Annotated in this window: 15 protein-coding genes; 6 read left to right on the forward strand and 9 right to left on the reverse strand. The window is 49.9% G+C overall.

The genetic code is table 11. The features are described from left to right. Positions 1-21: 21 nt before the first annotated feature. Positions 22-2664 carry a TonB-dependent receptor plug domain-containing protein gene (locus AC3WQT_RS10020; RefSeq protein ID WP_492703732.1) on the forward strand — a complete coding sequence of 881 codons (2643 nt, stop codon included), beginning with the start codon at positions 22-24 and terminating at the stop codon, positions 2662-2664. Between the two features lie 51 nt (positions 2665-2715). On the opposite strand, the gene AC3WQT_RS10025 is transcribed toward AC3WQT_RS10020, so the two are convergent. From AC3WQT_RS10025 to glmS, 4 genes are all read right to left on the reverse strand, one after another. Further along, positions 2716-4917 carry an OsmC domain/YcaO domain-containing protein gene (locus tag AC3WQT_RS10025; protein WP_492703733.1) on the reverse strand — a complete coding sequence of 734 codons (2202 nt, stop codon included), beginning with the start codon at positions 4915-4917 and terminating at the stop codon, positions 2716-2718. 190 nt (positions 4918-5107) lie between these two features. After that, positions 5108-9478: a dsDNA nuclease domain-containing protein gene (locus AC3WQT_RS10030; RefSeq protein WP_492703734.1), complete on the reverse strand. Its 4371-nt coding sequence runs from the start codon at positions 9476-9478 to the stop codon at positions 5108-5110. A gap of 326 nt (positions 9479-9804) precedes the next feature. Continuing rightward, positions 9805-10146 (reverse strand): YciI family protein, encoded by a 342-nt coding sequence (locus AC3WQT_RS10035; RefSeq protein ID WP_492703735.1) that lies wholly within the window; start codon positions 10144-10146, stop codon positions 9805-9807. A gap of 61 nt (positions 10147-10207) precedes the next feature. Further along, a complete protein-coding gene (glmS, locus tag AC3WQT_RS10040) occupies positions 10208-12025 on the reverse strand; it encodes a glutamine--fructose-6-phosphate transaminase (isomerizing) (protein WP_492703736.1) in 1818 nt (605 codons plus the stop codon). A gap of 155 nt (positions 12026-12180) precedes the next feature. On the opposite strand from glmS, the gene AC3WQT_RS10045 reads away from it, so the two are divergent. After that, on the forward strand, positions 12181-12651 hold the full coding sequence (locus tag AC3WQT_RS10045) for an Lrp/AsnC family transcriptional regulator (RefSeq protein ID WP_492703737.1): 471 nt from the start codon (positions 12181-12183) through the stop codon (positions 12649-12651). 21 nt (positions 12652-12672) lie between these two features. Here AC3WQT_RS10045 and AC3WQT_RS10050 read toward each other — a convergent pair whose 3' ends face one another. The 3 genes from AC3WQT_RS10050 to AC3WQT_RS10060 all read right to left on the reverse strand — a co-directional run bounded on the left by AC3WQT_RS10050 (position 12673) and on the right by AC3WQT_RS10060 (position 15125). After that, positions 12673-13497, reverse strand: a complete 825-nt coding sequence (locus AC3WQT_RS10050) for a substrate-binding periplasmic protein (protein ID WP_492703738.1) — start codon at positions 13495-13497, stop codon at positions 12673-12675. A gap of 55 nt (positions 13498-13552) precedes the next feature. Beyond that, positions 13553-14377, reverse strand: coding sequence for a substrate-binding periplasmic protein (locus tag AC3WQT_RS10055; RefSeq protein ID WP_492703739.1), 825 nt, complete (start codon positions 14375-14377; stop codon positions 13553-13555). 79 nt (positions 14378-14456) lie between these two features. Further along, a complete protein-coding gene (locus AC3WQT_RS10060) occupies positions 14457-15125 on the reverse strand; it encodes a Crp/Fnr family transcriptional regulator (RefSeq protein ID WP_492703740.1) in 669 nt (222 codons plus the stop codon). Between the two features lie 144 nt (positions 15126-15269). Between AC3WQT_RS10060 and AC3WQT_RS10065 the strand changes: the two genes are divergently transcribed. From AC3WQT_RS10065 to AC3WQT_RS10075, 3 genes are all read left to right on the forward strand, one after another. Further along, a complete protein-coding gene (locus tag AC3WQT_RS10065; protein WP_492703741.1) occupies positions 15270-15860 on the forward strand; it encodes an HD domain-containing protein in 591 nt (196 codons plus the stop codon). Positions 15861-16079: 219 nt separating this feature from the next. Next, positions 16080-16835, forward strand: coding sequence for a class II aldolase/adducin family protein (locus tag AC3WQT_RS10070; RefSeq protein ID WP_492703742.1), 756 nt, complete (start codon positions 16080-16082; stop codon positions 16833-16835). Beyond that, complete coding sequence (locus tag AC3WQT_RS10075) at positions 16832-17650, forward strand: SDR family oxidoreductase (RefSeq protein ID WP_492703743.1); 819 nt, start codon at positions 16832-16834, stop codon at positions 17648-17650. The genes AC3WQT_RS10070 and AC3WQT_RS10075 overlap by 4 nt, the downstream gene beginning before the upstream one ends. Positions 17651-17724: 74 nt before the next feature. Here AC3WQT_RS10075 and AC3WQT_RS10080 read toward each other — a convergent pair whose 3' ends face one another. Beyond that, positions 17725-18774, reverse strand: a complete 1050-nt coding sequence (locus AC3WQT_RS10080; protein ID WP_492703744.1) for a porin — start codon at positions 18772-18774, stop codon at positions 17725-17727. A gap of 359 nt (positions 18775-19133) precedes the next feature. Here AC3WQT_RS10080 and AC3WQT_RS10085 point away from each other — a divergent pair, with 359 nt between their 5' ends. Beyond that, positions 19134-19871, forward strand: coding sequence for a hypothetical protein (locus AC3WQT_RS10085; RefSeq protein WP_492703745.1), 738 nt, complete (start codon positions 19134-19136; stop codon positions 19869-19871). A gap of 72 nt (positions 19872-19943) precedes the next feature. Here AC3WQT_RS10085 and glmU read toward each other — a convergent pair whose 3' ends face one another. Further along, the gene (glmU, locus tag AC3WQT_RS10090; protein ID WP_492703746.1) at positions 19944-21302 is read right to left on the reverse strand and encodes a bifunctional UDP-N-acetylglucosamine diphosphorylase/glucosamine-1-phosphate N-acetyltransferase GlmU; all 1359 of its coding nucleotides are present in this window, start codon (positions 21300-21302) and stop codon (positions 19944-19946) included. Positions 21303-21330: the final 28 nt, after the last annotated feature.

The raw sequence follows: 21330 nt of genomic DNA on the forward strand, positions 1-21330 counted from the left end.
AGCAAGAAGACTGGAGACGCAGTGATTAAGAAAAGTTTACATTATGGCAGTGCAATTCTGCTATTGGGCGGCATGACTGTTAACGCATCAGCCCAGGAAACCGATAAAACAAAAGAAGCAGAAAAGGTAGAACGCGTTACCATCACGGGATCGTCAATCAAGCGTATCGACGCCGAAACGGCGTTGCCCGTGACCGTGATCAAGGCGGATGAATTTGTAAAGAAAGGAATGACAACGATAGAAGAAGTCATGACCTCTTTGTCGATGAATCAGCAAACCACAGTAGCGGCAGGTAACGTCGGCGCAGAAACCGGCGGTAAATCTTCTGCCAATATGCGTGGCCTGGGCGACGGGCGTACGCTGATTTTGCTGGATGGCCATCGTCTGCCAAATCACCCTTATGACGGCAGCAGCGTTGACTTGTACAGTATTCCTTTTGCCGCCATCGACAGGATAGAAGTATTACGTGATGGTGCTTCACATATCTATGGCACCGATGCGATTGCCGGTGTCATCAACTTTATCACCAAGCGTTCGGTCAAGGGTACGACCGTGACACTGGAAACTGTCGTGCCGCAACAAAGCGGTGCCAGGGAAAAACGTTTCAGCATCACCTCTGGCTTCGGTGATCTTGATAAAGATGGCTACAATATATTCGGTTCCATCGATCATCATGAGCAGGCGCGGATGATGGTGACAGAGCGTGCATTTTCAGCCACTGGAATCTTGCCCGACAAAGGCATCAGCAAAACCAGTGGCACGACCTTTCCTGCCAATTTCTTTTCTACCGCAGGCATTTCTGGCAACCCAAGTTTTGCGTCTGGTTGCCTGCCGCCAGATGCCATCAAGAGCACAACAAACCAGACCTGCCGCGAGGATTATGCGCGCTTCGTCGATGGCATTCCTGAAACCAAGCAAAGCAGCTTCCTCGGCAAAGCTTCAATGAAAGTCGGTTCGGATGGCATTGCCGGCCTGGAGCTGCTGCATAGCGAAAGTACCAATATCAACCGTATCGCGCCGCCACCGATGACCGGCCTGATCATGCACTCCAGCAGCAAGTGGTACCCGGGCGGCACAGGCGGCACGCCAGCCGTTGCCGGCCTGACCGGTGAAGACCTGACAGTCAGTTGGCGCACGGTCGAAGGGGGCCGTCGTGAAGCGACCAATCTCGGCGTTTCTGACCGCATTGTGGCGTCTTTGTCAGGCACGGTAGCAGGATGGGATCTCAGCGGCTCCATCACCAGTGCGCGCACCAGGGTGACCGAGGATCTGAGCGCGGGCTACCTGAATGATGAGGCGATACAGAACGGCATCAATAACGGTATCCTGAATCCCTTCGGTATGCAGGATGCTGCCGGGGCAAGCTTGCTGGCAAGCTCACAGGTACGCGGCCAGGTCATTGCCGCAACTGCCCGCAATACCGGCTTCGACATGCGTGCGACACGCGACCTGATGCAGCTTCCTGCCGGTCCGCTGGGCTTTTCTGTAGGAGTCGAGGGAAGGCGCGAGACTTCGGAATTTATTGTCAAGCGTGGCCCCCTGGACCAGATGATGATATCCCGTGCCAGCGGCCTGGTTGCAGCCAAGGATACCAGCGGCTCCCGCAGTCTTTCAGCGGTCTTTGCAGAAGTCAATATTCCCATCACCCGTGAACTTGAAACACAGGTCGCCGCGCGTTATGATCGCTACAACGATGCAGGCAACAGCTTCAATCCCAAGATTGGCTTTCGCTATCAACCTTCCAAGATGTGGCTTTTGCGTGGTTCCGTGAATACCGGTTTTCGCGCACCTACGCTCTACGAGTTGAATGGTCCTATCGTCAGCAGCATTACGTCCACGCAATACAACGACCCCCTGCTGTGTCCGGGCGGCGTAGCAAAAGCTGGCGTGAATCCCAATATCTCCTGCAACATGAATTTGCCAACCCACGTAGGCGGGAACCGTGATCTCAAACCCGAGCGTGCCAAGTCATACTCGCTGGGCATGGTATTTGAACCCAATTCAAAACTGACCATGTCGCTGGACTATGCCAAGATCTCGATTCGCGATCAAATCGGCCAGGTGTTGTACGAAGAGGTAATACTCAACGACTTCGACAAGTACCGCGATCGCTATCACTACAATGCTGCCGGCACCGCGCTTGACTACATCAATGTGTCATCGCTGGGCAATTCGGGAGAAGTCATGACGCAGGTAGTGGATATGACGGCCCAATGGCGTCTGTCACCATTCTCCTTCGGCACCATCGACGGCTGGTTCAATGGTTCTTATGTATTGAAGAATACCTATACGACCATCGATGGTGAAACGCCTGACAACATAGGCGTCTATAACGGGGTGGTACGCTGGCGCCATAATGCGGCTATCCGCTGGTCTCAAGGTCCATGGTCGGCCACCTTATCCCAGCGATATTCGGGAGGTTACACCGACCAGAACCTGGTGGAAGACAAGTTCAAGCAAAACGTGTCCGCCAATTCCATATGGACCCTGGCGACCAGTTACACTGGCTTCAAAAACCTGACGCTATCGGCTGGCATCAAGAACCTGCTCAACACCAACCCACCATTCTCGAATCAGACGCCGAATGCACAAACCGGCTATGACCCGAGGTTTGCTGATCCTATAGGCCGTTCGTTTTATGTGCGGGCTAGTTATAAACTGTAAGACGCTCAAAAATCATGCATGCACCGAGTTGTGCATGCATGATGTTCTCATTTACTGGGATGCCGCAGCCTTGCTGCGCGCCACATGCAATTTCTTGTAGCTGTCTATCAGGCGCTGGTGTCTTTCCAGCCCTTCCAGTTTCATGCTCGTTGGCGTCAAACCGTAAAAGCGCACACTGCCATCGACTGATCCCAATACCGCGTCCATACGCTCGTTGCCAAACATGCGGCGGAAGTTGACGAAGTAATCATCCAGTTCCAGATCGTCATCTAGCGTCACTTCCAGCACTACATTCAAGGCCTGATAAAACAAGCCGCGATCAACCGTGTTGTCGTTGTACTGCAAGAAGGTTTCGACCAGTTCTTTCGCCTCTTCAAAGTCCTGCAAGGCGAGATTGATCAGCAGCTTCAATTCAACGACCGTGAGCTGGCCCCAGATCGTGTTCTCGTCAAACTCTATGCCTATCAGGGTGGCGATGTCGCTGTACTCGTCCAGCTCATTATTCTCCAGACGCTCCAGCAAGTCTTCCAGTTGTTCATCATCCAGCGTATGCAAGTTCAGGACATCTTCGCGGAACAGCAGGGCCTTGTTGGTGTTATCCCAGATCAGGTCTTCTACCGGATAAACCTCGGAATAACCCGGCACCAGGATACGGCAGGCAGTGGCACCCAAGTGATCATACACCGCCATGTAAACTTCTTTGCCCATCTCTTTGAGTATGCCGAACAAGGTCGCGGCTTCATCCGCATTTGAATTTTCGCCCTGGCCAGAAAAATCCCATTCAACAAATTCGTAATCAGCCTTGGCACTAAAGAAACGCCATGACACCACGCCGCTGGAATCAATAAAGTGTTCAACAAAATTATTTGGCTCAGTCACCGCATTGCTGACAAAGGTAGGCTGAGGCAAATCGTTGAGACCTTCAAAACTGCGGCCTTGCAGCAGCTCAGTCAGGCTGCGTTCCAGCGCCACCTCCAGGCTGGGGTGTGCGCCAAAGGACGCAAACACGCCACCCGTGCGCGGGTTCATCAGCGTCACACACATGACAGGATATTGACCACCCAGCGATGCATCCTTCACCAGCACAGGAAAGCCCTGCTCTTCCAGGCCTTGTATGCCAGCCAAAATTCCAGGATATTTCGCCAGCACTTCTTGCGGTACGTCTGGCAAGGCCATCTCACCTTCCAGGATTTCACGCTTGACGGCACGTTCAAAAATCTCGGACAGACATTGCACCTGTGCTTCAGCCAGGGTATTACCGGCACTCATGCCATTGCTGGCGTACAGGTTTTCGATGAGGTTGGATGGGAAGTAAACGACCTCACCGTCTGACTGACGCACATAAGGCAGCGAGCAGATGCCGCGCTCTGCATTGCCAGAATTGGTATCGATCAGATGCGAGCCACGCAACTCACCCTCAGGATCATAAATCTCCCGGCTATACTCATCCAGAATATCTTTAGGTAGCGCATCTTTTTTACCAGGCTTGAACCAGCGCTCTTCCGGGTAATGTACAAAGGCCGCATTGGCGATATCTTCACCCCAGAACGAACCCGCATAAAAATGGTTGCAACTTAGGCGCTCGATATACTCACCCAGGGCCGACGCCAGCGCGCTCTCTTTGGTCGCGCCCTTGCCATTGGTAAAACACATGGGCGAATGCGCATCGCGTATATGCAGCGACCACACATTAGGAATAATATTGCGCCACGAAGCAATCTCTATCTTGATACCCAGCCCCGCCAGCAAGCCAGACATATTGGCAATGGTCTGCTCCAGCGGCAAATCCTTGCCCAGGATATACGTGGCCGCATCCGCAGTAGGGTTCAAGGTCAGCAAAGCCTGCGCATCAGCATCGAGGTTCTCGACCTCTTCAATCACAAACTCCGGCCCCGCCTGTACCACTTTTTTGACCGTACAACGGTCGATGGAACGCAAGATACCTTCACGGTCTTTGGCAGAAATATCCGCAGGCAACTCCACCTGTATCTTGAAAATCTGCGCGTAACGGTTTTCCGGATCAACAATATTATTCTGCGACAGCCGTATATTCTCGGTAGGGATATTGCGCGTATTGCAATACAGCTTCACAAAATAAGCCGCACACAAGGCCGACGAAGCCAGAAAGTAATCAAAAGGACCAGGCGCAGAACCATCCCCCTTATAACGGATAGGCTGATCAGCCACCACCGTAAAATCATCGAACTTGGCTTCAAGACGAAGCTTATCGAGAAAGTTAACCTTAATTTCCATGGGGGGAGTTCCAAAAGAGTGTACGAAAACGTGTAGGCGGTATTATCCGTGTTTTCTTGGGTGGAAGGGAAGACTTGTAGGCGGCCCGTTATTAAGCGCAGTGACCGGAAGAGATAAGTAAATAGGACTTACTGGCTAAATTCATCATGTGACAGATAATCTACATGCAAGAATATTCACCAAAGTAGAATTAAGGCCATGTTCGACACGTAGACATAATTTTTTGCATTACTGCAACTACAAGATCTCCTCCGCCAGTTTCATGCAAAATCGCTCCCATATTTGTCCATGCTGTGAGTACCGTCGAACGCGGCAAAGTTACCCCAGATGTAATGATATCAAGTACTCCTAGCTGCTCTGTCCTAGAGGGTAAGTGTGGTATTACCCTTGTTAATGCTGTAAAACGAGCGTCCTGTGGCAATAAATCAGCAGTTGCACGAGCAGCCAATATAAGAGCATCTTTTTTAGACGTATCGTCTACAATTGAAGCAACTGAAAGCAGTACATGATTGCGCTCACGCAACTCCGAACGTTCAGCTGCTTCAATCGCTTCGTTGACAACTGATTCTTTTATTGTGGTGGGCAGACAAGGAAATAGTGAAATCAGTGCCCGTGCTTTAGTCGCTCCTTCAGATGCTACTCGAACTACATTAAGAAAATCCAAGACATTGCTTGTCAAGGAAGTATCTTGACTGAGAATTTGGTATGCATTTGCTAAATATCGCGCTTTGGCTGATATTTCGTCAACCTGCTCGGCACTCTTGAATGCAGCAAGCGCAATATCTTCTCGACCATATCGCTTGCCAATCGGTGCTAGTGCCCCGAGCAATTGTGCCCTTGATCGAAAATCCTCCACTTGATCTGACCTTGAATATACAGCTAACACATCCTTCTCTAACCATAAATCGGGAACATATTCCGCTAATAGTTGACCATTTAACCAAAAATTTATGTGATCATTCTCTTGACTAGCAGCTAAGACCGCTTGTAAGCATTGACTGAATGTCGCGCGTTGTAAAGCTAAGGGTAATTTCCCTATTACATTAATCAATGCCCCTTTGCGAAAATCTAAAAGTCCGCCTACATGTATGAAATGAAGACCATCAACACAAAGCTGCATCTTGTTAATGCCAACTGTATGCACGGACAAATTAATTAATAATTCTCCTCTTGATATGTAATCTTTTACCTTCAACACTCGATCAAGAATAATCGTTTCAAGGCAAGATTTCCGCTCGGCATCAAGTGAGCCGAACAAGGAAACCAATGTCAAAGCTTCTGAGTGTATGTCTTCAATTAGAATGCTATGTTGTAGCCCTTCACGGATTAAAGAAGTACGAATAGGTGATTCCGCCTTATTTGCAAGCGATAATAAAGAGTGTGTTCTATTATTTCCAGAGACTAGCGATAGAGCTAAGTGAAATCCAAATTGAAACGCCGCATCTTTGCAATGTGCAGGGAAAAGCAAGATATTTTCAATGAATACTTGTGCTGCAATATATGGGTCCCGTATTTGCTGCACCAGTGCAATAATATAGTCCAAAAGTCCTTCAGAATTTTCCTTTTTTGAACGCTCCAATATTTCTTGAGCCACATAGATTTCTCCAATATTACTTAATTTGGACCAATCGCGTATATCAAAGTCAGTGCTATTCTGTTTCTCAAGCAGTCCATTAAATTGTGTGCTGAAATTCTCTTTTGATTTGATCACTTCCTGCACTGTGATTAAATCAAGTACGGCAGGATATTCACGAACGGCATTAATAACTGCAAGAAAATTTTTGCTTCGTGTTAAATATTCATGACATTTTTTTTGTATTTTTGAATCTATATTGAGCTTATGCTGCGCAAGATATTGAATTAACTTAGCGTATAAATGCGCCAAAGTCGCTTCGTCATTCAGTGAAGCAGGAAACTTACTAAATACCTCAAGTGTAGTATCAATAAATTTCTTATCACGGTAAGGAAGCCAATCCACCAGCAACACAAGATAGGAAATCGTGACATCCAATGTTGCTAAAGCGTGCTCAATAATTTCATTCAGACTGTCTTTCAAATCACCTTGTGCGTGATGTAGTGCCGTCAAAGCAAATTGTGCTCTTTTCATCATATCCGGAACAGATGCTATATCATTCACAACAATGAATGCACGCTCATATGGAAGATGATGGAAGATCATACCGTAGGCCAGCAACTGATTTTCAGGAATCTGTAATTCGACGTGATGCAGTGCTTGCTTGATATTAATTACCCCTTCATCTAATGCCAAGGCCATCAATGACAAGGGCTGCGTTGAGCCAAACGCAGTGACCGTACTCATACATAAAGAAGCATCTAATCGAGCCAAGAGATGTTGTTGGACTCCAGGAAAATGTGACGCGAGTGGTCCTATGAAATCAATTATCGTTTTGGCGTTTTCTGAGAAACCACGATATCCTCCCTCAAAACAATCCCACGCCTGCTGCCATTGATGTGACAAGATACCGCAAAAATCTAACAGTGGCGCATCAATACATGCAAGATGACGGAGATGATGTTGTAAGAGATAAGGATCGACTTTTTCGGGCGCTAGTTGCCCTGCATTCAACGCCTCAACGGTTTCACGCCCCCATGCTGAAAATAACCTATGTGTTTGCAATTTAGCGCCGTCAAGAAAATAACTTTCTTGAAAATATTGTCCCAATTTTGGATGATTAAAGACATATCCATTGGTGATAGAACCATCTCCAATTACGAAGCGCTCTATCGGACGTATAAGGCTATGTGTCGATAAAGCAGGCTGAGTGCCGCTAACTGACGCAACAAGCCTAACAAGTGAGGTGCTACTAAGTGGCCCAAATGCGCAGGATAAAACAATAAGTGTTGCTTCTATTACTTGATCATCGAAACGTTGATTTTCTTGCCTCCAAGCTTTACGCTGATCATTAATCCAATTTTCAATGAATGAACTGAAACCAGGCTGTCGTACTTTCAAATACTCCAGGTCATAACATCCATGCAGATGCATTTTCTGGCGAATATCCTCGACATACAGCATTGCCATAAGTGGCTCACCCTCAGTCAAGTCACATAACAATTTCACTATTTCGTGCTGTTCTTCATTTTCACTAGGTGCAATATGTATTTGCTCAAGCAAGTCACGTATATTTTGTTGTGACAGCAAGGGAATATCGAACGTGCGGGCATCGCGTGTACCTTGCCATCCCAACTTCTTTAACCAGCCTGTCGGCCCTTTATCGTTCGCCAACTCCCGTGCGCTAAGGACGATCTTCAGATTAGGTGGAAGTGGTTCTGGGAAAATGAGGCTACTAAAACTCTGGTCTAAAGCTTCATCAACTCCATCAATAATAATCAAAACTTTAATCTGGAAAAACTGTATTTTGGTGATTAATTCAGTGCATTTGTCTGCGTAATAATTGCTGGCATCAATAGCTGGTGGGGTAATAGTCTCGTTTAATAGTTCACTAAGCTGAAGTGCAATTCCATGATAAAAAACTCCAGGTAAGTTTGTGCCATAACGCATGCTAATTGGCATAAAGACTGTTCGCCACTCATGAGTCATTGGAGTATCTTGAATGTGAATCATCCAATGAACAAGCAGGGCACTTTTTCCTCTTCCTGATGGTGCAACTATGAGGGCACGCTGTATCTCCTTATCGTCGCTCAACCACCTAGCCAATTCCTCTAAGATAGCAAGACGCCCGCCAAATGGCACATCTCCTTTGTCAGATATCAAATAACTCCTTTGAAATGCCAAAATCTTTTGATACGGACCGTACTGTTGGGAGCTTAATGGAGAGCACTGTTCCCATTTTTCACGAAGAAATGCGCGTGTGATCTTACTTTCGTGGTCCGCATTCCAGCGCGCTGCACTCGCATTTCTGACTATTTCAAGCAACTTTAATCGAAATTCAATTGCGTGCGTGTAGTTGAGAAATCGACGCTCGCGTACGGCTAAATCCATCAATGCATTTAGGTTGGCGTGAATTAGGCTTTCTCGACCTCGTCTCACGTCCCAAAAACATTGCTTCAGCCAAAATTCGGTGCTATTCCTTTTGCGTGATTGATAGCCATGCACATAATGAGTTATTTTTTCATTCAAATCAGTTAACTCAACTTTTTTCTCTTCAGTATCGCGAGAATCGACTGGTGTACACAGGACTGATAGATCACTGTTGACTGGTGCATTAGTCACTATACGAAAACGAGATTCTTCGAGAAATTGATCTTGTCCCAAGGACTTTTCAAAAATCGAAATTCCACTTCCATTACTTCTTTTACACAACATTGCTACGGACCAGTATTGAAATGGCTCCTCGCCTTTCACCTGAACAAATTCTGCTACTGTGCCATTTGGCTTATTCCAACAGATAACGAGATCGTCATGCGTTTCGCACAACACGCTTTGCATCGTGACGTCAGACAGCATTTCAATAAGAAGACTTACAGCAAATTCGTCCTGATAATCGAAACCAGTGCGCGCAATTGGCCCGCCCTCTTCCAATGGACGCGCATTCAAGACAGATGGTAGATACTTTATGGGATCAGCAGGTGAAGGCATAAAAGGACGAGTCAAATGAAAGGTAAATAACTATCTATTAGCGATGTAAATTTTCCTATTTCGCGCCTTTAATGAATTTAATTGCATGAAATAATAGTGTCAACCTTTTAATGAATATGAAGTATGCCTGATTTATAAGAAGCACTTCAGTGAGTACAGTTTGCTAGGAAGGCTTGAAAGTTGCTCGATAGACGGGGAGTGAATGACGTTGGTTGAGGCAGATCAGACGATCAATATCAATCCAAAACTTAACTATAATAGATCAAACTCACCGCCCCGGAGCGGACATTTCATCAGCTGGCAGAATGCACAACAACACTCCAGCCTCACGACTCCGGATCAACCCCAAACACCCTAAGCTCCTGCTCACAGCGACAGGCTTTGGCAATACGTGCGGCCCAGGCGATAGCGTCTTCTCTTGTAGGAAGCTCAAGTACAGTGAAGCCGCCATTGAGTGGAGGTGCCCAGGAATAGCCGCCCTCTGCGACTGCGCCATTGGCTGATACCAGAACGGGCGGTGCTGTTTCATCGATGCCGCCGGCGAAAACGTAGACGCCTGCTTCCTTGGTCTCGCGTATCACGGCATGGGCGTCTCGCCCGACCGTCTCCATCTCACTGTCGGGCACTTTCATTGCAGCACTGGGGAATGAAATGAGGTACTTTGCCATGATCTGCTTCTCCAAAAATTGGGGGTCTGGTGATCATGGCAATGTAACTCAATGTCCTGCCCTATTCAACTGTCACGCTTTTTGCCAGGTTGCGTGGCTTGTCTACATCCGTCCCTCTTGCCAATGCTGTGTGATAGGCCAGCAATTGCAGTGGCACTACGTGCAGTATCGGTGACAGTTGTCCGTAGTGTTCTGGCAGGCGTATCACGTGTACGCCTTCGCTGGAAGTGATGCGGGAGTCGGCGTCGGCGAAGACGTAGAGTTCGCCGCCGCGGGCGCGGACTTCCTGCATGTTGGATTTGAGTTTTTCTATCAGGGTGTCGTTGGGGGCGACGGTGACGACCGGCATTTCTTTGGTGACCAGGGCCAGGGGGCCGTGTTTGAGTTCACCTGCGGGGTAGGCTTCGGCGTGGATGTAGGAAATCTCTTTGAGTTTTAATGCACCTTCGAGTGCGATGGGGTAATGCAGGCCGCGGCCGAGGAAGAGTGCGTTTTCTTTACGGGCGAATTCTTCTGCCCAGGAAATGATTTGCGGTTCCAGTGCCAGCACGGCGCTGATGGCGACGGGCAGGTGGCGCAGGGCGCGTATGTGTTCTGCTTCGTCAGTTTCGCTGAGGCGGCCTTTGCTTTGTGCGAGCGACAGCGCCAGCAGGAAGAGTGCTGCCAGTTGTGTCGTGAAAGCCTTGGTGGATGCCACGCCCACTTCTACACCGGCATGGGTGATGTATGACAAGGCGCATTCACGCACCATGGCGCTGGTGGCGACGTTGCAGACTGTGAGTGTGTGCAGCATGCCGAGGCTGCGCGCATGTTTCAGCGCGGCCAGGGTGTCTGCGGTCTCGCCACTTTGCGAGATGGTGACGACGAGAGCATTAGGGTTGGGCACGCTTTCGCGGTAGCGGTATTCGCTGGCGATTTCTACATTGACGGGGATTTTGGCGATTGCTTCTATCCAGTATTTTGCTGTCAGGCCAGCGTAATAGCTGGTGCCGCAAGCAAGTATCAAAACTGAGTCTATCTGTTTGAAGACTTTGTAGGCACCGTCACCAAACAGTTCGGGCATGATGCTGATGACGCCTTCTAGCGTGTCGGCAATGGCACGTGGTTGCTCGAAGATTTCTTTTTGCATGTAGTGGCGGTAAGGGCCGAGTTCTGCCGCGCCGCTGTGGGCGTGTACGGTTTTCACTTCGCGCTGGACTGACTTGCCTTCGCTATCGACTATCCATACTTTTTGCAGTTGAAGGTCTACTACATCACCCTCTTCGAGATAGATAATCTGGTCTGTGGTGCCTGCGATTGCCATGGCATCTGATGCGAGGAAGTTTTCGCCCTGGCCTATGCCGACGATCAATGGGGAACCCTGGCGTGCGCCGACGACGCGGTGTGGTTCGTCGCGGCAGAAGACGGCGATGGCAAATGCGCCGGTCAAACGCTTGATGGCGATTTGCACGGTCTCGAACAAATCACCGCGGTACAGGTGGTCTATCAGGTGGGCGATGACTTCGGTGTCGGTCTGGCTTTCAAAGACATAACCAGCTTGCGTCAGTTCTGCGCGCAGTTCTTCATGGTTTTCTATGATGCCGTTGTGCACGAGGGCGATGCGCTCGCGCGAGAAATGCGGGTGGGCATTGGATGAAGAAGGTGCGCCATGGGTGGCCCAGCGGGTGTGGGCAATGCCGGTGAAACCAGCGAGGCCGGACTGGTCTATCTGTGCCTGCAAATCTGCCACGCGAGATGTGCTGCGTGAGCGTTGCAAATGGCCATCTACATGCAGGGCGACGCCGCATGAGTCATAGCCACGGTATTCAAGCCGCTTCAAGCCTTCCAGCAAGACGGGAGTGATATTGCGTTGAGCAACTGCGCCGACGATACCGCACATAATGACCTCTGATAAAGAATGAATATGTGTTCATGCTAAAGCAGATGGCCTGATATTTTCTTTCAAAATTAATCTATTATTGAAATTTATGGAACATCGATTTTCTATTTGAACTATTATTTCAATATATAAGATAATTTGGAATTATTAATCACATGCTTACTGTCAATGAGTTGGATGAACTGGATAAACGCATTTTGCAGCAATTGCAAAAAGATGCCTCGCTGACCAATCATGAGCTGGCCTTGCGGGTGCACGCGTCTGCACCGACCTGCCTGCGCCGCGTCAAGCGGCTGACAGATGAGGGCATCATCAGCCGTCAGGTAGCGTTGCTGGATGCCAGCAAGCTGGGGGCGAGCCTGACTGCCATCGTCGAAATCACGCTAGACCATCAGGCGACGGAGAAGCTGGTGGAGTTTGAGCAACTGGTGGCGCAGGAAGGGGCGGTGCAACAATGTTACCGCGTGTCGCAGGGGCCGGATTTTGTGCTGGTGATACAGGTGGCAGACATGGCGGCTTATCATGCGTTGGCGCACAGGCTGTTTGCCACCCATGCGAATGTGCGCAATGTGCGTAGTTTTTTCTCTATATTGCGCAGCAAGTTCGAGACCGCGATTGCCCTGTAGGTTTTTTTCAATCATGCCTGCTCAGCGCGGGCGTATGCTCTCCTTGAGTACATGTGCAGGGTAATAACGCTGAAAGCCTTTCCAGACCATCCCGGATTTGGCGACTTGTTCAAGCAAATCCTTCAGCGCAACGGTGTCTTCCGGGCTCAATGACTTCTTGGAAATATAGGCACCGCTGTCCCCCCATGGCAACTCGGGAATAGGTTCGAAACGCAGCTTGTCGAGCATGTCCTGCACACGCACATCATCCATGATGACACCGGCCAGTATGGAAGGTGCCATGATAGTCAGGTCGGCAATACCTGCCTTGAGCAAACGTGCTACGGACAGGGGGTCGCTATCAAAATATAGGCGCTTCTGTCTGGTCAGATCCCTGATCAGGTCTTGATAGGCGGGGCCATAATCAAAACCACGCACCAGGGCGACTTTCAAGTCTTTCTTGTCAAGCAGGTCTTGCGCCGATGTGATAGCGGGGCGATTGCCATCAATGGAAATAATCGTGGCCCGGTTATAGATCATGGGGATGAAAATGCCGTGCTCATCTCGCTTGGGAGTACGGCTGGCGGGGATCAACAGGTCTGCCCGCCCGGTTTCAAACAGGAGCTCCAGCCTGGCCCTGGGCACAGCGGACAAGGTAAATTTGCAGGCTTCTTTTTCTACCAGGCCACGCAGCATATCGGGATAAATGCCGTCAATCTGCTCTCCATTGATGATGACACTGCGCCCTGTCGGGGCGAAGGGTACATTGATCGCGCGCGAACAGGCAGCATGGGCCTGCGCTGCAAATGCTACCAGTCCCGCAAAGAATACTGCTCTGAATACTGCTGTATATATCTGAAACCTCATCAATATTTGCCCACTCATGTTCATACGTTAACCATTCCAAGCAACTGCTGCTTGTCTAACGCGGGCGATTTCCTTCTTTCAGCACTTCTGGTTTGTAGTAGCGTAAAAAACCTTTCCAGACCACGCCTGAACGGGCTGCGCGTTCCATCATTTCCTGCAAGGCGTTACGGTCATCCTGGCTCAGGCTTTTCTTTGACAGGTAGATGCCGCTGTCGCTCCAGGGTAATTCAGGCAGAGGGTCAAACCTGAGTTTGTCGGCCATGTCTTCTACCCTGACATCCCCCTGCACCGCACCAGCAAAAATATAGGGCGCCATGATGGAAAAATCAGCTATCCCCGCTTTTAATACCCGGGCTGCAGATACGGTATCGGCCTCGACCACCAGCCTGCCCTGTTTTTGTAATTCTGCAATGATGGCCTGATATGCCTCGCCGTAGTCAAAACCACGCACGACAACAACTTTCAGATTCTTTTGTTCCAGCAATTCTTGCTGGTTATGTATGACAGGGCGCGCAGACTGCAATGAAATCAGAGTTGCCCGCGTATAGATCAAGGGGATGAAAAAGCCAAGCTCATCCCGTTTTGTTGTGCGTATGGCAGGAAACAATATATCGGCCTGGCCGTTTTCAAACATCACTTCCAGGCGCGCACGCGGTACTGCCGAAAATTGAAATTGACAGGTTTCTTTGGAAGACAGGCTGCGAAAGATATCAGGATAAATACCCGTGACGCTATCACCATTGACGATCACGCTAAAACCCAGCGACGTGACAGGTGCATTGATAACACGTGAACAGGCAGCCTGGGCATGCAAAGGGAGCTGGCTCAGTAACAACACCAGGACGATACGCACAGCATGGCACTTTGTCAGCATACTCATCAAGACTCACCTTGATCATGAACCAGTACACGATAGATCATAATGATGCTTTACGGCAAGCACGATTACGGTCAAAAAGTCACTCTTTGTCACATAGAGCAAATAAACTGCTTTCTGAAAGAATTTCTATCTTGCCATAAGCCAGCCTGATCAAACCATCTTGCCTGAAAAATCTTAGTTCTTTCGATAAAGTCTGGCGCGTCATCCCCAGCATCATGGCCAGCGCTTCCTGGGTAACCGGTACTATGGCGTGACCATCTTGTTGACGATACGCCACCTCGGCCAGCAACAGCAGCCGACGGGCCACTCTGGCACGTACCGACCGCAAGCCCGCGTCTTCGACTATGCCATATAACAAGCGTATGCGTCTTGCCAGCATGCGTGTAATTGCAGTGGCAAAGGAATTGCGCTGCATGAGGTTGCGAAAAACTTGCGGCTCCAGCACCAGTAACTCCACCTCAGTCAATGCTGTTGCATCATGGGTGCGCGGTAAATCATCAATAAGAGAAATTTCACCAAACCAGGTTGCCGCTTCCAGAAAGATAAGTATGGCTTCGCGCCCTTCTGCGCTGAGGGTAGACATCTTGATGCTGCCGCTGAGCAGGGCATAAAAACCGCTGGGCTCATCCCCCTGACGAAACAACATTTCACCAGGCCGCAAGCGCAAATGTTCACAAGAGACTAACATGGTCTTACGGTCTGTCGCAGGCAGGCTGGCAAACCATGGATCGGCCAGCAAGATGCTCATCAAGTTTGCTTGTGATGCCATGAAAGATAAGTCGTTCGCATGAATAGTTGAGATGAATTGTAAAGTATTTGACAGTTTGAGTTGAAAACTGCGTTTAAGGTATATCTGTTATATCTCTACTACGCCTAATCAGGGAGTATTCAAATGCAACATCGCGCGCAATTTGTCCGCATGGAGGACAGCACCCAGGAAGACTGGCAAATCATAGCTGGTGAGTTCCGGCATTTTGTCCAGGGATTGCCGGACAGGGTCATGCAACATCTGCGTTTGCTGGAGGGCGACTATGGCGGTTTTCCGGTAGACCGCTTTACCCATTCACTGCAAACTGCCACGCGCGCCTTGCGCGATGGTCGTGATGATGAATATGTCTGTTGCGCGCTATTGCACGACATAGGCGATACCTTGGGATCTTTTAATCATCCGGATATTGCTGCAGCCATCCTGAAACCTTTTGTCAGCGAAGAAAACCTGTGGATGGTGCAGCACCATGGGATCTTCCAGGGTAATTACTTTTTCCATCACATAGGCATGGACAGGGATATGCGCGAGCAATTTCGCGGACACCCGCATTTTGATCGTACGGCAGAATTTTGCGCCTTGTACGACAACCCTTCTTTTGATGCGCATGCTGAGACTTTCCCACTGGTGGAATTTGAACCCATGCTGACCAAGCTGTTCAGCCAGCCGCGCAATACCATTTACAAAGCAGCCATCAGCGCCGACAACGACAAGTAATAATCAATAGGGCTTACACAAAATTGTCCCAACAAGGCTATCGCTGTGGGAAACCGCTCTTGCAGGAGCGGTTCGTTAGGTTGGCAGACAACATGTTGTCTGAAACCCCAACTACACCGTGGCGTCGACGACAGTACTTTTAGTACGGCTAGACGCTACAACGCAGTGGGGGCAGTTTTGTGTAAGCCCGAGTCACAAAAAAACAACACTGGAGACAATATGCATATACCCTCAGTCAAGGATCAGGTCAGCGCAGAAGAATGGCAATTACGCGTTGACCTGGCCGCCTGTTATCGTCTGGTTGCCACTTATGGCTGGAGCGATCTGGTGTTCACCCATATCAGTGCACGCATTCCCGGACCGGAGCATCATTTCCTTATCAACCCATATGGTTTGATGTTTGATGAAATCACGGCATCCTCTCTGGTGAAGGTGGATCAGCAGTGCAATAAGGTGATTGATTCTCAGTTTCCAGTGAACCCGGCTGGCTTTGTCATCCATAGCGCAGTGCATGCTGCCCGTGAAGATGTGCAATGTGTTTTGCATACGCATACACGGGCCGGTGTTGCCGTCAGCGCACAAAAATGTGGGGTGCTACCGCTGTCGCAGCAATCGACTTTTGTGCTGGCATCACTGGCTTATCATGATTACGAAGGGGTTGCCTTCAGGGAAGATGAAAAGCCGCGCTTGCAAGCTGACATGGGACAGGCTAACTTCCTGATGTTACGCAATCATGGTTTATTGACAGCGGGCAAATCGATCGCTGATGCCTTCCTGTCGATGTACACCTTTGAAGCGACTTGCCAGATACAACTGGCAGCGCAGGCTGGCGGTGAACTGGTGCATGTGAATCCCCTCATCGTCAAAGGGGTGTCGGAAGCCATGCGCGTGCAGACAGGTGGTCTGGGGGGTGCCTTTGTCTGGCCTTCCCTGATACGCAAACTCGATCGCATGGATGAAAGCTATAAACTATGAAGGCAAAACACAAGGTCGTTGTCATTACCGGTAGTTCGGATGGAATAGGAGCAGAAATCGCGCGTCAACTGGCCAAAAAATACGGCCCCAGCCTGGCACTGGTGCTGGCCGCGCGCAATGAAGAAGCACTCAAGAAAGTCGCTGCCGAATGCAAGACCTTCGGTGCAGTCTCACTGGTCGTCAAGACTGATGTCAGTGTAGAGGCCAATTGCCGCCATCTGATAGAAGCCGCAGTAGAACAATTTGGCAGCATTGATGTACTCATCAATAACGCGGGCAAATCTGCCCAGGCGCTGCTGGAAGAAGTAGACAACCTGGGCTGGTATCAGGAGCTCATGCGCATCAACTTCTGGGGCAGTGTCTGGTGTACCCATGCTGCCCTGCCCCACCTTAAAAAATCACGTGGCAGCATCGTCGCCGTATCTTCACTGGCTGGCCTGATCGGCGTGCCTGGACGCACGGCCTATAGCGCCAGCAAATTTGCCATGGGCGGTTTCTTTGAATGCCTGCGTTCAGAATTGAAAGAAGCCGGTGTCAAGGTGACTCTGGCTTATCCTGGCGTAGTTGCTACCCAGATACGCTATAACGGTTATAACGCGGCGGGTGAGGCAGCGGGCAAGAGTGGTTTGAAAGAAGATGATGCCATGTCGATAGAAGAATGTGCATCACTGATCATCCGTGGTTATGAACGTGGAGACCGCGAAGTGGTCATGAGCTTCAAGGGCAAGCTGGGACGCTGGTTGAAACTGATAGCACCAGGCCTGGTTGAAAAAATGGCGATGGCGGCCTTGAAGAAAGAAGTCAGGCCACACTGAACCAGCCACATGGAAGCACAAAAGCCCTGAACTGTCTGGCAGTTCAGGGCTTTTGATTTTATAGCACCATACGATTAAAAGCGGTGTTGGATACCAACTGTCGCCGATGTCTGGTTCGTCGCAAAACCTGCATCATCACGTGATACGCCAGTCAGCTTGTTATTGCTGGCCTTGGCATAGCCAGTAGCGATATAAATGTCAGTACGTTTCGACATCGCATACTTGGCGCGCAGCACCAGCATGCCAGGATCAGCATCTGCACCTGAAGCGACATTCTTGATGTCCTGATAGTAGTAGACGCCAGTCAAAGTCCAGGCAGGTGTAACTGCATAATTAGCGCCGAGCCACAATGTATCACTACGCTGATCTGCCGCACCTGTCGCCAGGGTTTTCTTGAAATTGCGGTAGCCGGCAAACACTTTGGCAGGGCCAAAATCATACGAGCCACCCAGGTGCAATACTTTGGCCTGGTCGTAAGAACCATTGGCTATCGGTGCGCTATTGTTTTGCTCGTAAGTGATGACTGCAGCCCATGGCCCATCGAATGCGCTTGCAGCAACAATGTATTTGGCATTGCCCGAAGTATTGCCCGCGACTTCACCAAAGCCATAGGTTGCACCGAGTTTGTAACCTTTGCCGTCATATTGGTACTTGAGCAAATTGGATACACCAGTCAGCATGCCGTCTTTACGGTTGCCAGTGGCACCGGCAGAAGTTGCCCAGGAATATTGCGGCGCATAACCCATAGGGTCAAATGGCAAGATGAAATCATAGGTGGTGCTGTAAGAACGGCCAGCAATGATGCGGCCAAAATCACCTTGCAGGCCGACATTGGCCTGACGGCCAAAGATGTCACCATCAGACGCACCGGTATCGAGCAAGACGCCGCCTTCGAGTTGCATGATGGCTTTCAAGCCGCCGCCCAGGTCTTCACTGCCGCGCAAACCAAAACGCGAAGTATTCATACCACCACTATTGAGCTTGAACTGGCTGCCCTTGTTGGCATCCGCATTGTTGTTGTAAGTGATGTTGGCATCAATGAGGCCGTAGATTGTGACACTGGTTTGCGCATGCGCTGCTGTTGCCATGCATGCCAGCGTGGCCGCGCCGAGTAACTTCTTCATCGGTGTTCTCCTATAGAAATTTTTGTTTTGCAGACAACATGCGTGTCATGTGGTCGGTTCACATGCTAAGGAGTGCAAGCTTTCAGTTGCCTTTCTAAGCCGGGCTCACTTGTCAAACCGGCATCATACTGTTGCGAAATTGCCTCTCTACAGGCTCTCCCGAAGCCTTCATACACCATAGACAGAAATTTCCTGTTTTGCCAGAACTCATTTCACGCCAGTTTTTTCAGGCTTCACACCAGATTCCTGCCGCTGATCTCATACCGGTGGCAGCTTGCGCGACCAGCCCTTAATCTGACATTGCCGTACCAGACAACACACGAACAAACACACAGATTATTAACTTACTGGAGTCCACCATGAAAAACCTCTTTACTACAACTACGATCAAAAACATGCTGCTTGCCGCAGGCATCGCTACCCTGTCCATCAGCAATGCCATGGCCTTTTCTGAAACTGAATTCAAAACTGCCGTCAAACAACTGGTGAGTACCTCAAGCATCAGCCAGGAGCAATACGTTGCCAACGCAGTCAGCGCCTGGTTGAACCAGGATTACATCAATTCCCTGGCACAAGCAGAAATAGATGCCAGCGGAACAACCAACCTGCAAGCGGCCAGTACCTTTAACAATCTGCTGCAACAGGAACCTGGCAATCCTTTGCTGATGTCATATGCCGGTGCGGCGACCGCCAAGTCTTCACTGGATAAATTTGCCAAAGGTGAAAAGACGACAGCACTGGAAGACGGTACAGCGATGGTGGAACAGGCTTTGCAACTGGCCAATAACAGCCAGGCCATGCATGGCAGCGTACCTGTGGCACTGGAAGTGCGTTTTGTCGCTGCCAGCACTTACCTGGCTGTGCCAAAAATCATGAATCGTCATGACAAAGGTGAGCAGTTGCTGAAAGATGTTATCGATGCCCAGCAGTTTGCACAGACTGATGTGAATTTCCGTGGTGCGGTATGGATGCGCGCGGCAACTTTGGCAGCAGAAAAAAACCGTGCAGATGAAGCGAAAAAATACCTGAATGAGATATTGAAAAACAATGCGCCACAGTCCGCAAAAGCTGCGCAGTTATTGCAAACATTGTCCTGATCTGTTGATGTGTATTACTGTGTAGCGGCCAGCCGATATGACTGACGTAACTGACCGCTACACCATGAATGTTTACTTCTTGATTTTGACTGGACGCTGCCAGCCATCTATCGTGATTTGTTTTGCACGAGAGACTGTGAGCTTGCCTTCAGGTGCATCCTTGGTCAGCGTCGTACCCGCCCCCAGCGTCGCACCCTTGCCTACCCGCACAGGTGCCACCAGTTGCGTATCACTGCCGATGAAAGCATCGTCCTCGATGATGGTGCGGGATTTGTTCACGCCGTCATAATTGCAGGTAATCGTACCGGCACCGATATTGACACGGCTGCCTATGGTGGCGTCACCGATATAGGCCAGGTGATTGGCCTTGCTGTGCGCGGCGATCTGGCTGTTTTTGACTTCAACAAAATTACCGATATGCACGTCTTCTGCCAGCTCTGTGCCCGGGCGCAATCTGGCGTAAGGGCCTATCTGTGATTTGGCGCCAACGATGGCATCTTCTATATGGCAGAAGGCCTTGATGGTGCTGCCTGCTGCAATGCGTGCATTATTGATGACGCAATTCGGGCCTATCGTCACGCCATCTTCCAGTTGCACATCACCGATAAAGACGCAACCCACATCGATAGACACGTCACGCCCGCATTGCAGGCTGCCACGTACATCGATACGCGCCGGGTCATACAAACCCACACCTTGTTCCAGCAATCTGAGGGCAATGTTTTTTTGATGCGTGCGCTCCAGCTCGGCCAGTTGCACCTTGCTGTTGACACCCAGGGTTTCCCATACTGCGTCGGGCTGGGCTGCAACAACTTCCACACCATCAGCCACTGCCTGGGCAACGATGTCGGTCAGATAATATTCACCCTGGGCGTTCTTGTTGGATAAATTGCCCAGCCACTTTTGCAGATGTGCCGTCGGTATGGACATGATGCCAGTATTGGTTTCTGTGATCTTGCGTTCAGTCTCATTCGCGTCTTTTTGTTCGACGATGCGTTTGATGATGCCGCTCTCTCTGACGATGCGACCCAGTCCGGTAGGGTCAGCCATGTCCACGGTCAGGATGCCCAGCTTGTCCTTGCCAGCCGCCGCGATCAGACGTGCCAGGCTGGCTGGGGTAGTCAAGGGTACGTCGCCATACAAGACCAGGGTAGGCTGGTTGACATCCAGCACAGGCAAAGCCTGGGCGACAGCGTGGCCAGTACCCAGTTGTGGTTCTTGCAATGCAAAGCGCAAGTCTTCTGCAGCGACAGTCGTTGGCACCTGCTCGCCACCGTGGCCATAGATCACACAAATATTGCTGGCCTGGAGTTGCCGCGCCGTCGCAATCACATGGTTCAACAAAGGCTTGCCTGCCAGGGTATGTAAAACCTTGGGCAAGGAAGACTGCATGCGTTTGCCCATGCCTGCAGCAAGAATAACGACGTTCATATGGGGTAAATATAAGTTGATATCGGTA

It is taken from the genome of Undibacterium sp. FW305-107, from assembly GCF_058788535.1.

Coding starts and splice junctions, on each gene's coding strand:
- glmU (WP_492703746.1), bottom strand. CDS start 21,302: ATGAACGTCGTTATTCTTGCTGCAGGCATGGGCAAACGCATGCAGTCT.
- AC3WQT_RS10075 (WP_492703743.1), top strand. CDS start 16,832: ATGAAGGCAAAACACAAGGTCGTTGTCATTACCGGTAGTTCGGATGGA.
- AC3WQT_RS10050 (WP_492703738.1), bottom strand. CDS start 13,497: ATGAGGTTTCAGATATATACAGCAGTATTCAGAGCAGTATTCTTTGCG.
- AC3WQT_RS10080 (WP_492703744.1), bottom strand. CDS start 18,774: ATGAAGAAGTTACTCGGCGCGGCCACGCTGGCATGCATGGCAACAGCA.
- AC3WQT_RS10060 (WP_492703740.1), bottom strand. CDS start 15,125: ATGAGCATCTTGCTGGCCGATCCATGGTTTGCCAGCCTGCCTGCGACA.
- AC3WQT_RS10070 (WP_492703742.1), top strand. CDS start 16,080: ATGCATATACCCTCAGTCAAGGATCAGGTCAGCGCAGAAGAATGGCAA.
- AC3WQT_RS10030 (WP_492703734.1), bottom strand. CDS start 9,478: ATGCCTTCACCTGCTGATCCCATAAAGTATCTACCATCTGTCTTGAAT.
- AC3WQT_RS10035 (WP_492703735.1), bottom strand. CDS start 10,146: ATGGCAAAGTACCTCATTTCATTCCCCAGTGCTGCAATGAAAGTGCCC.
- AC3WQT_RS10065 (WP_492703741.1), top strand. CDS start 15,270: ATGCAACATCGCGCGCAATTTGTCCGCATGGAGGACAGCACCCAGGAA.
- AC3WQT_RS10025 (WP_492703733.1), bottom strand. CDS start 4,917: ATGGAAATTAAGGTTAACTTTCTCGATAAGCTTCGTCTTGAAGCCAAG.
- AC3WQT_RS10045 (WP_492703737.1), top strand. CDS start 12,181: ATGCTTACTGTCAATGAGTTGGATGAACTGGATAAACGCATTTTGCAG.
- glmS (WP_492703736.1), bottom strand. CDS start 12,025: ATGTGCGGTATCGTCGGCGCAGTTGCTCAACGCAATATCACTCCCGTC.
- AC3WQT_RS10085 (WP_492703745.1), top strand. CDS start 19,134: ATGAAAAACCTCTTTACTACAACTACGATCAAAAACATGCTGCTTGCC.
- AC3WQT_RS10055 (WP_492703739.1), bottom strand. CDS start 14,377: ATGAGTATGCTGACAAAGTGCCATGCTGTGCGTATCGTCCTGGTGTTG.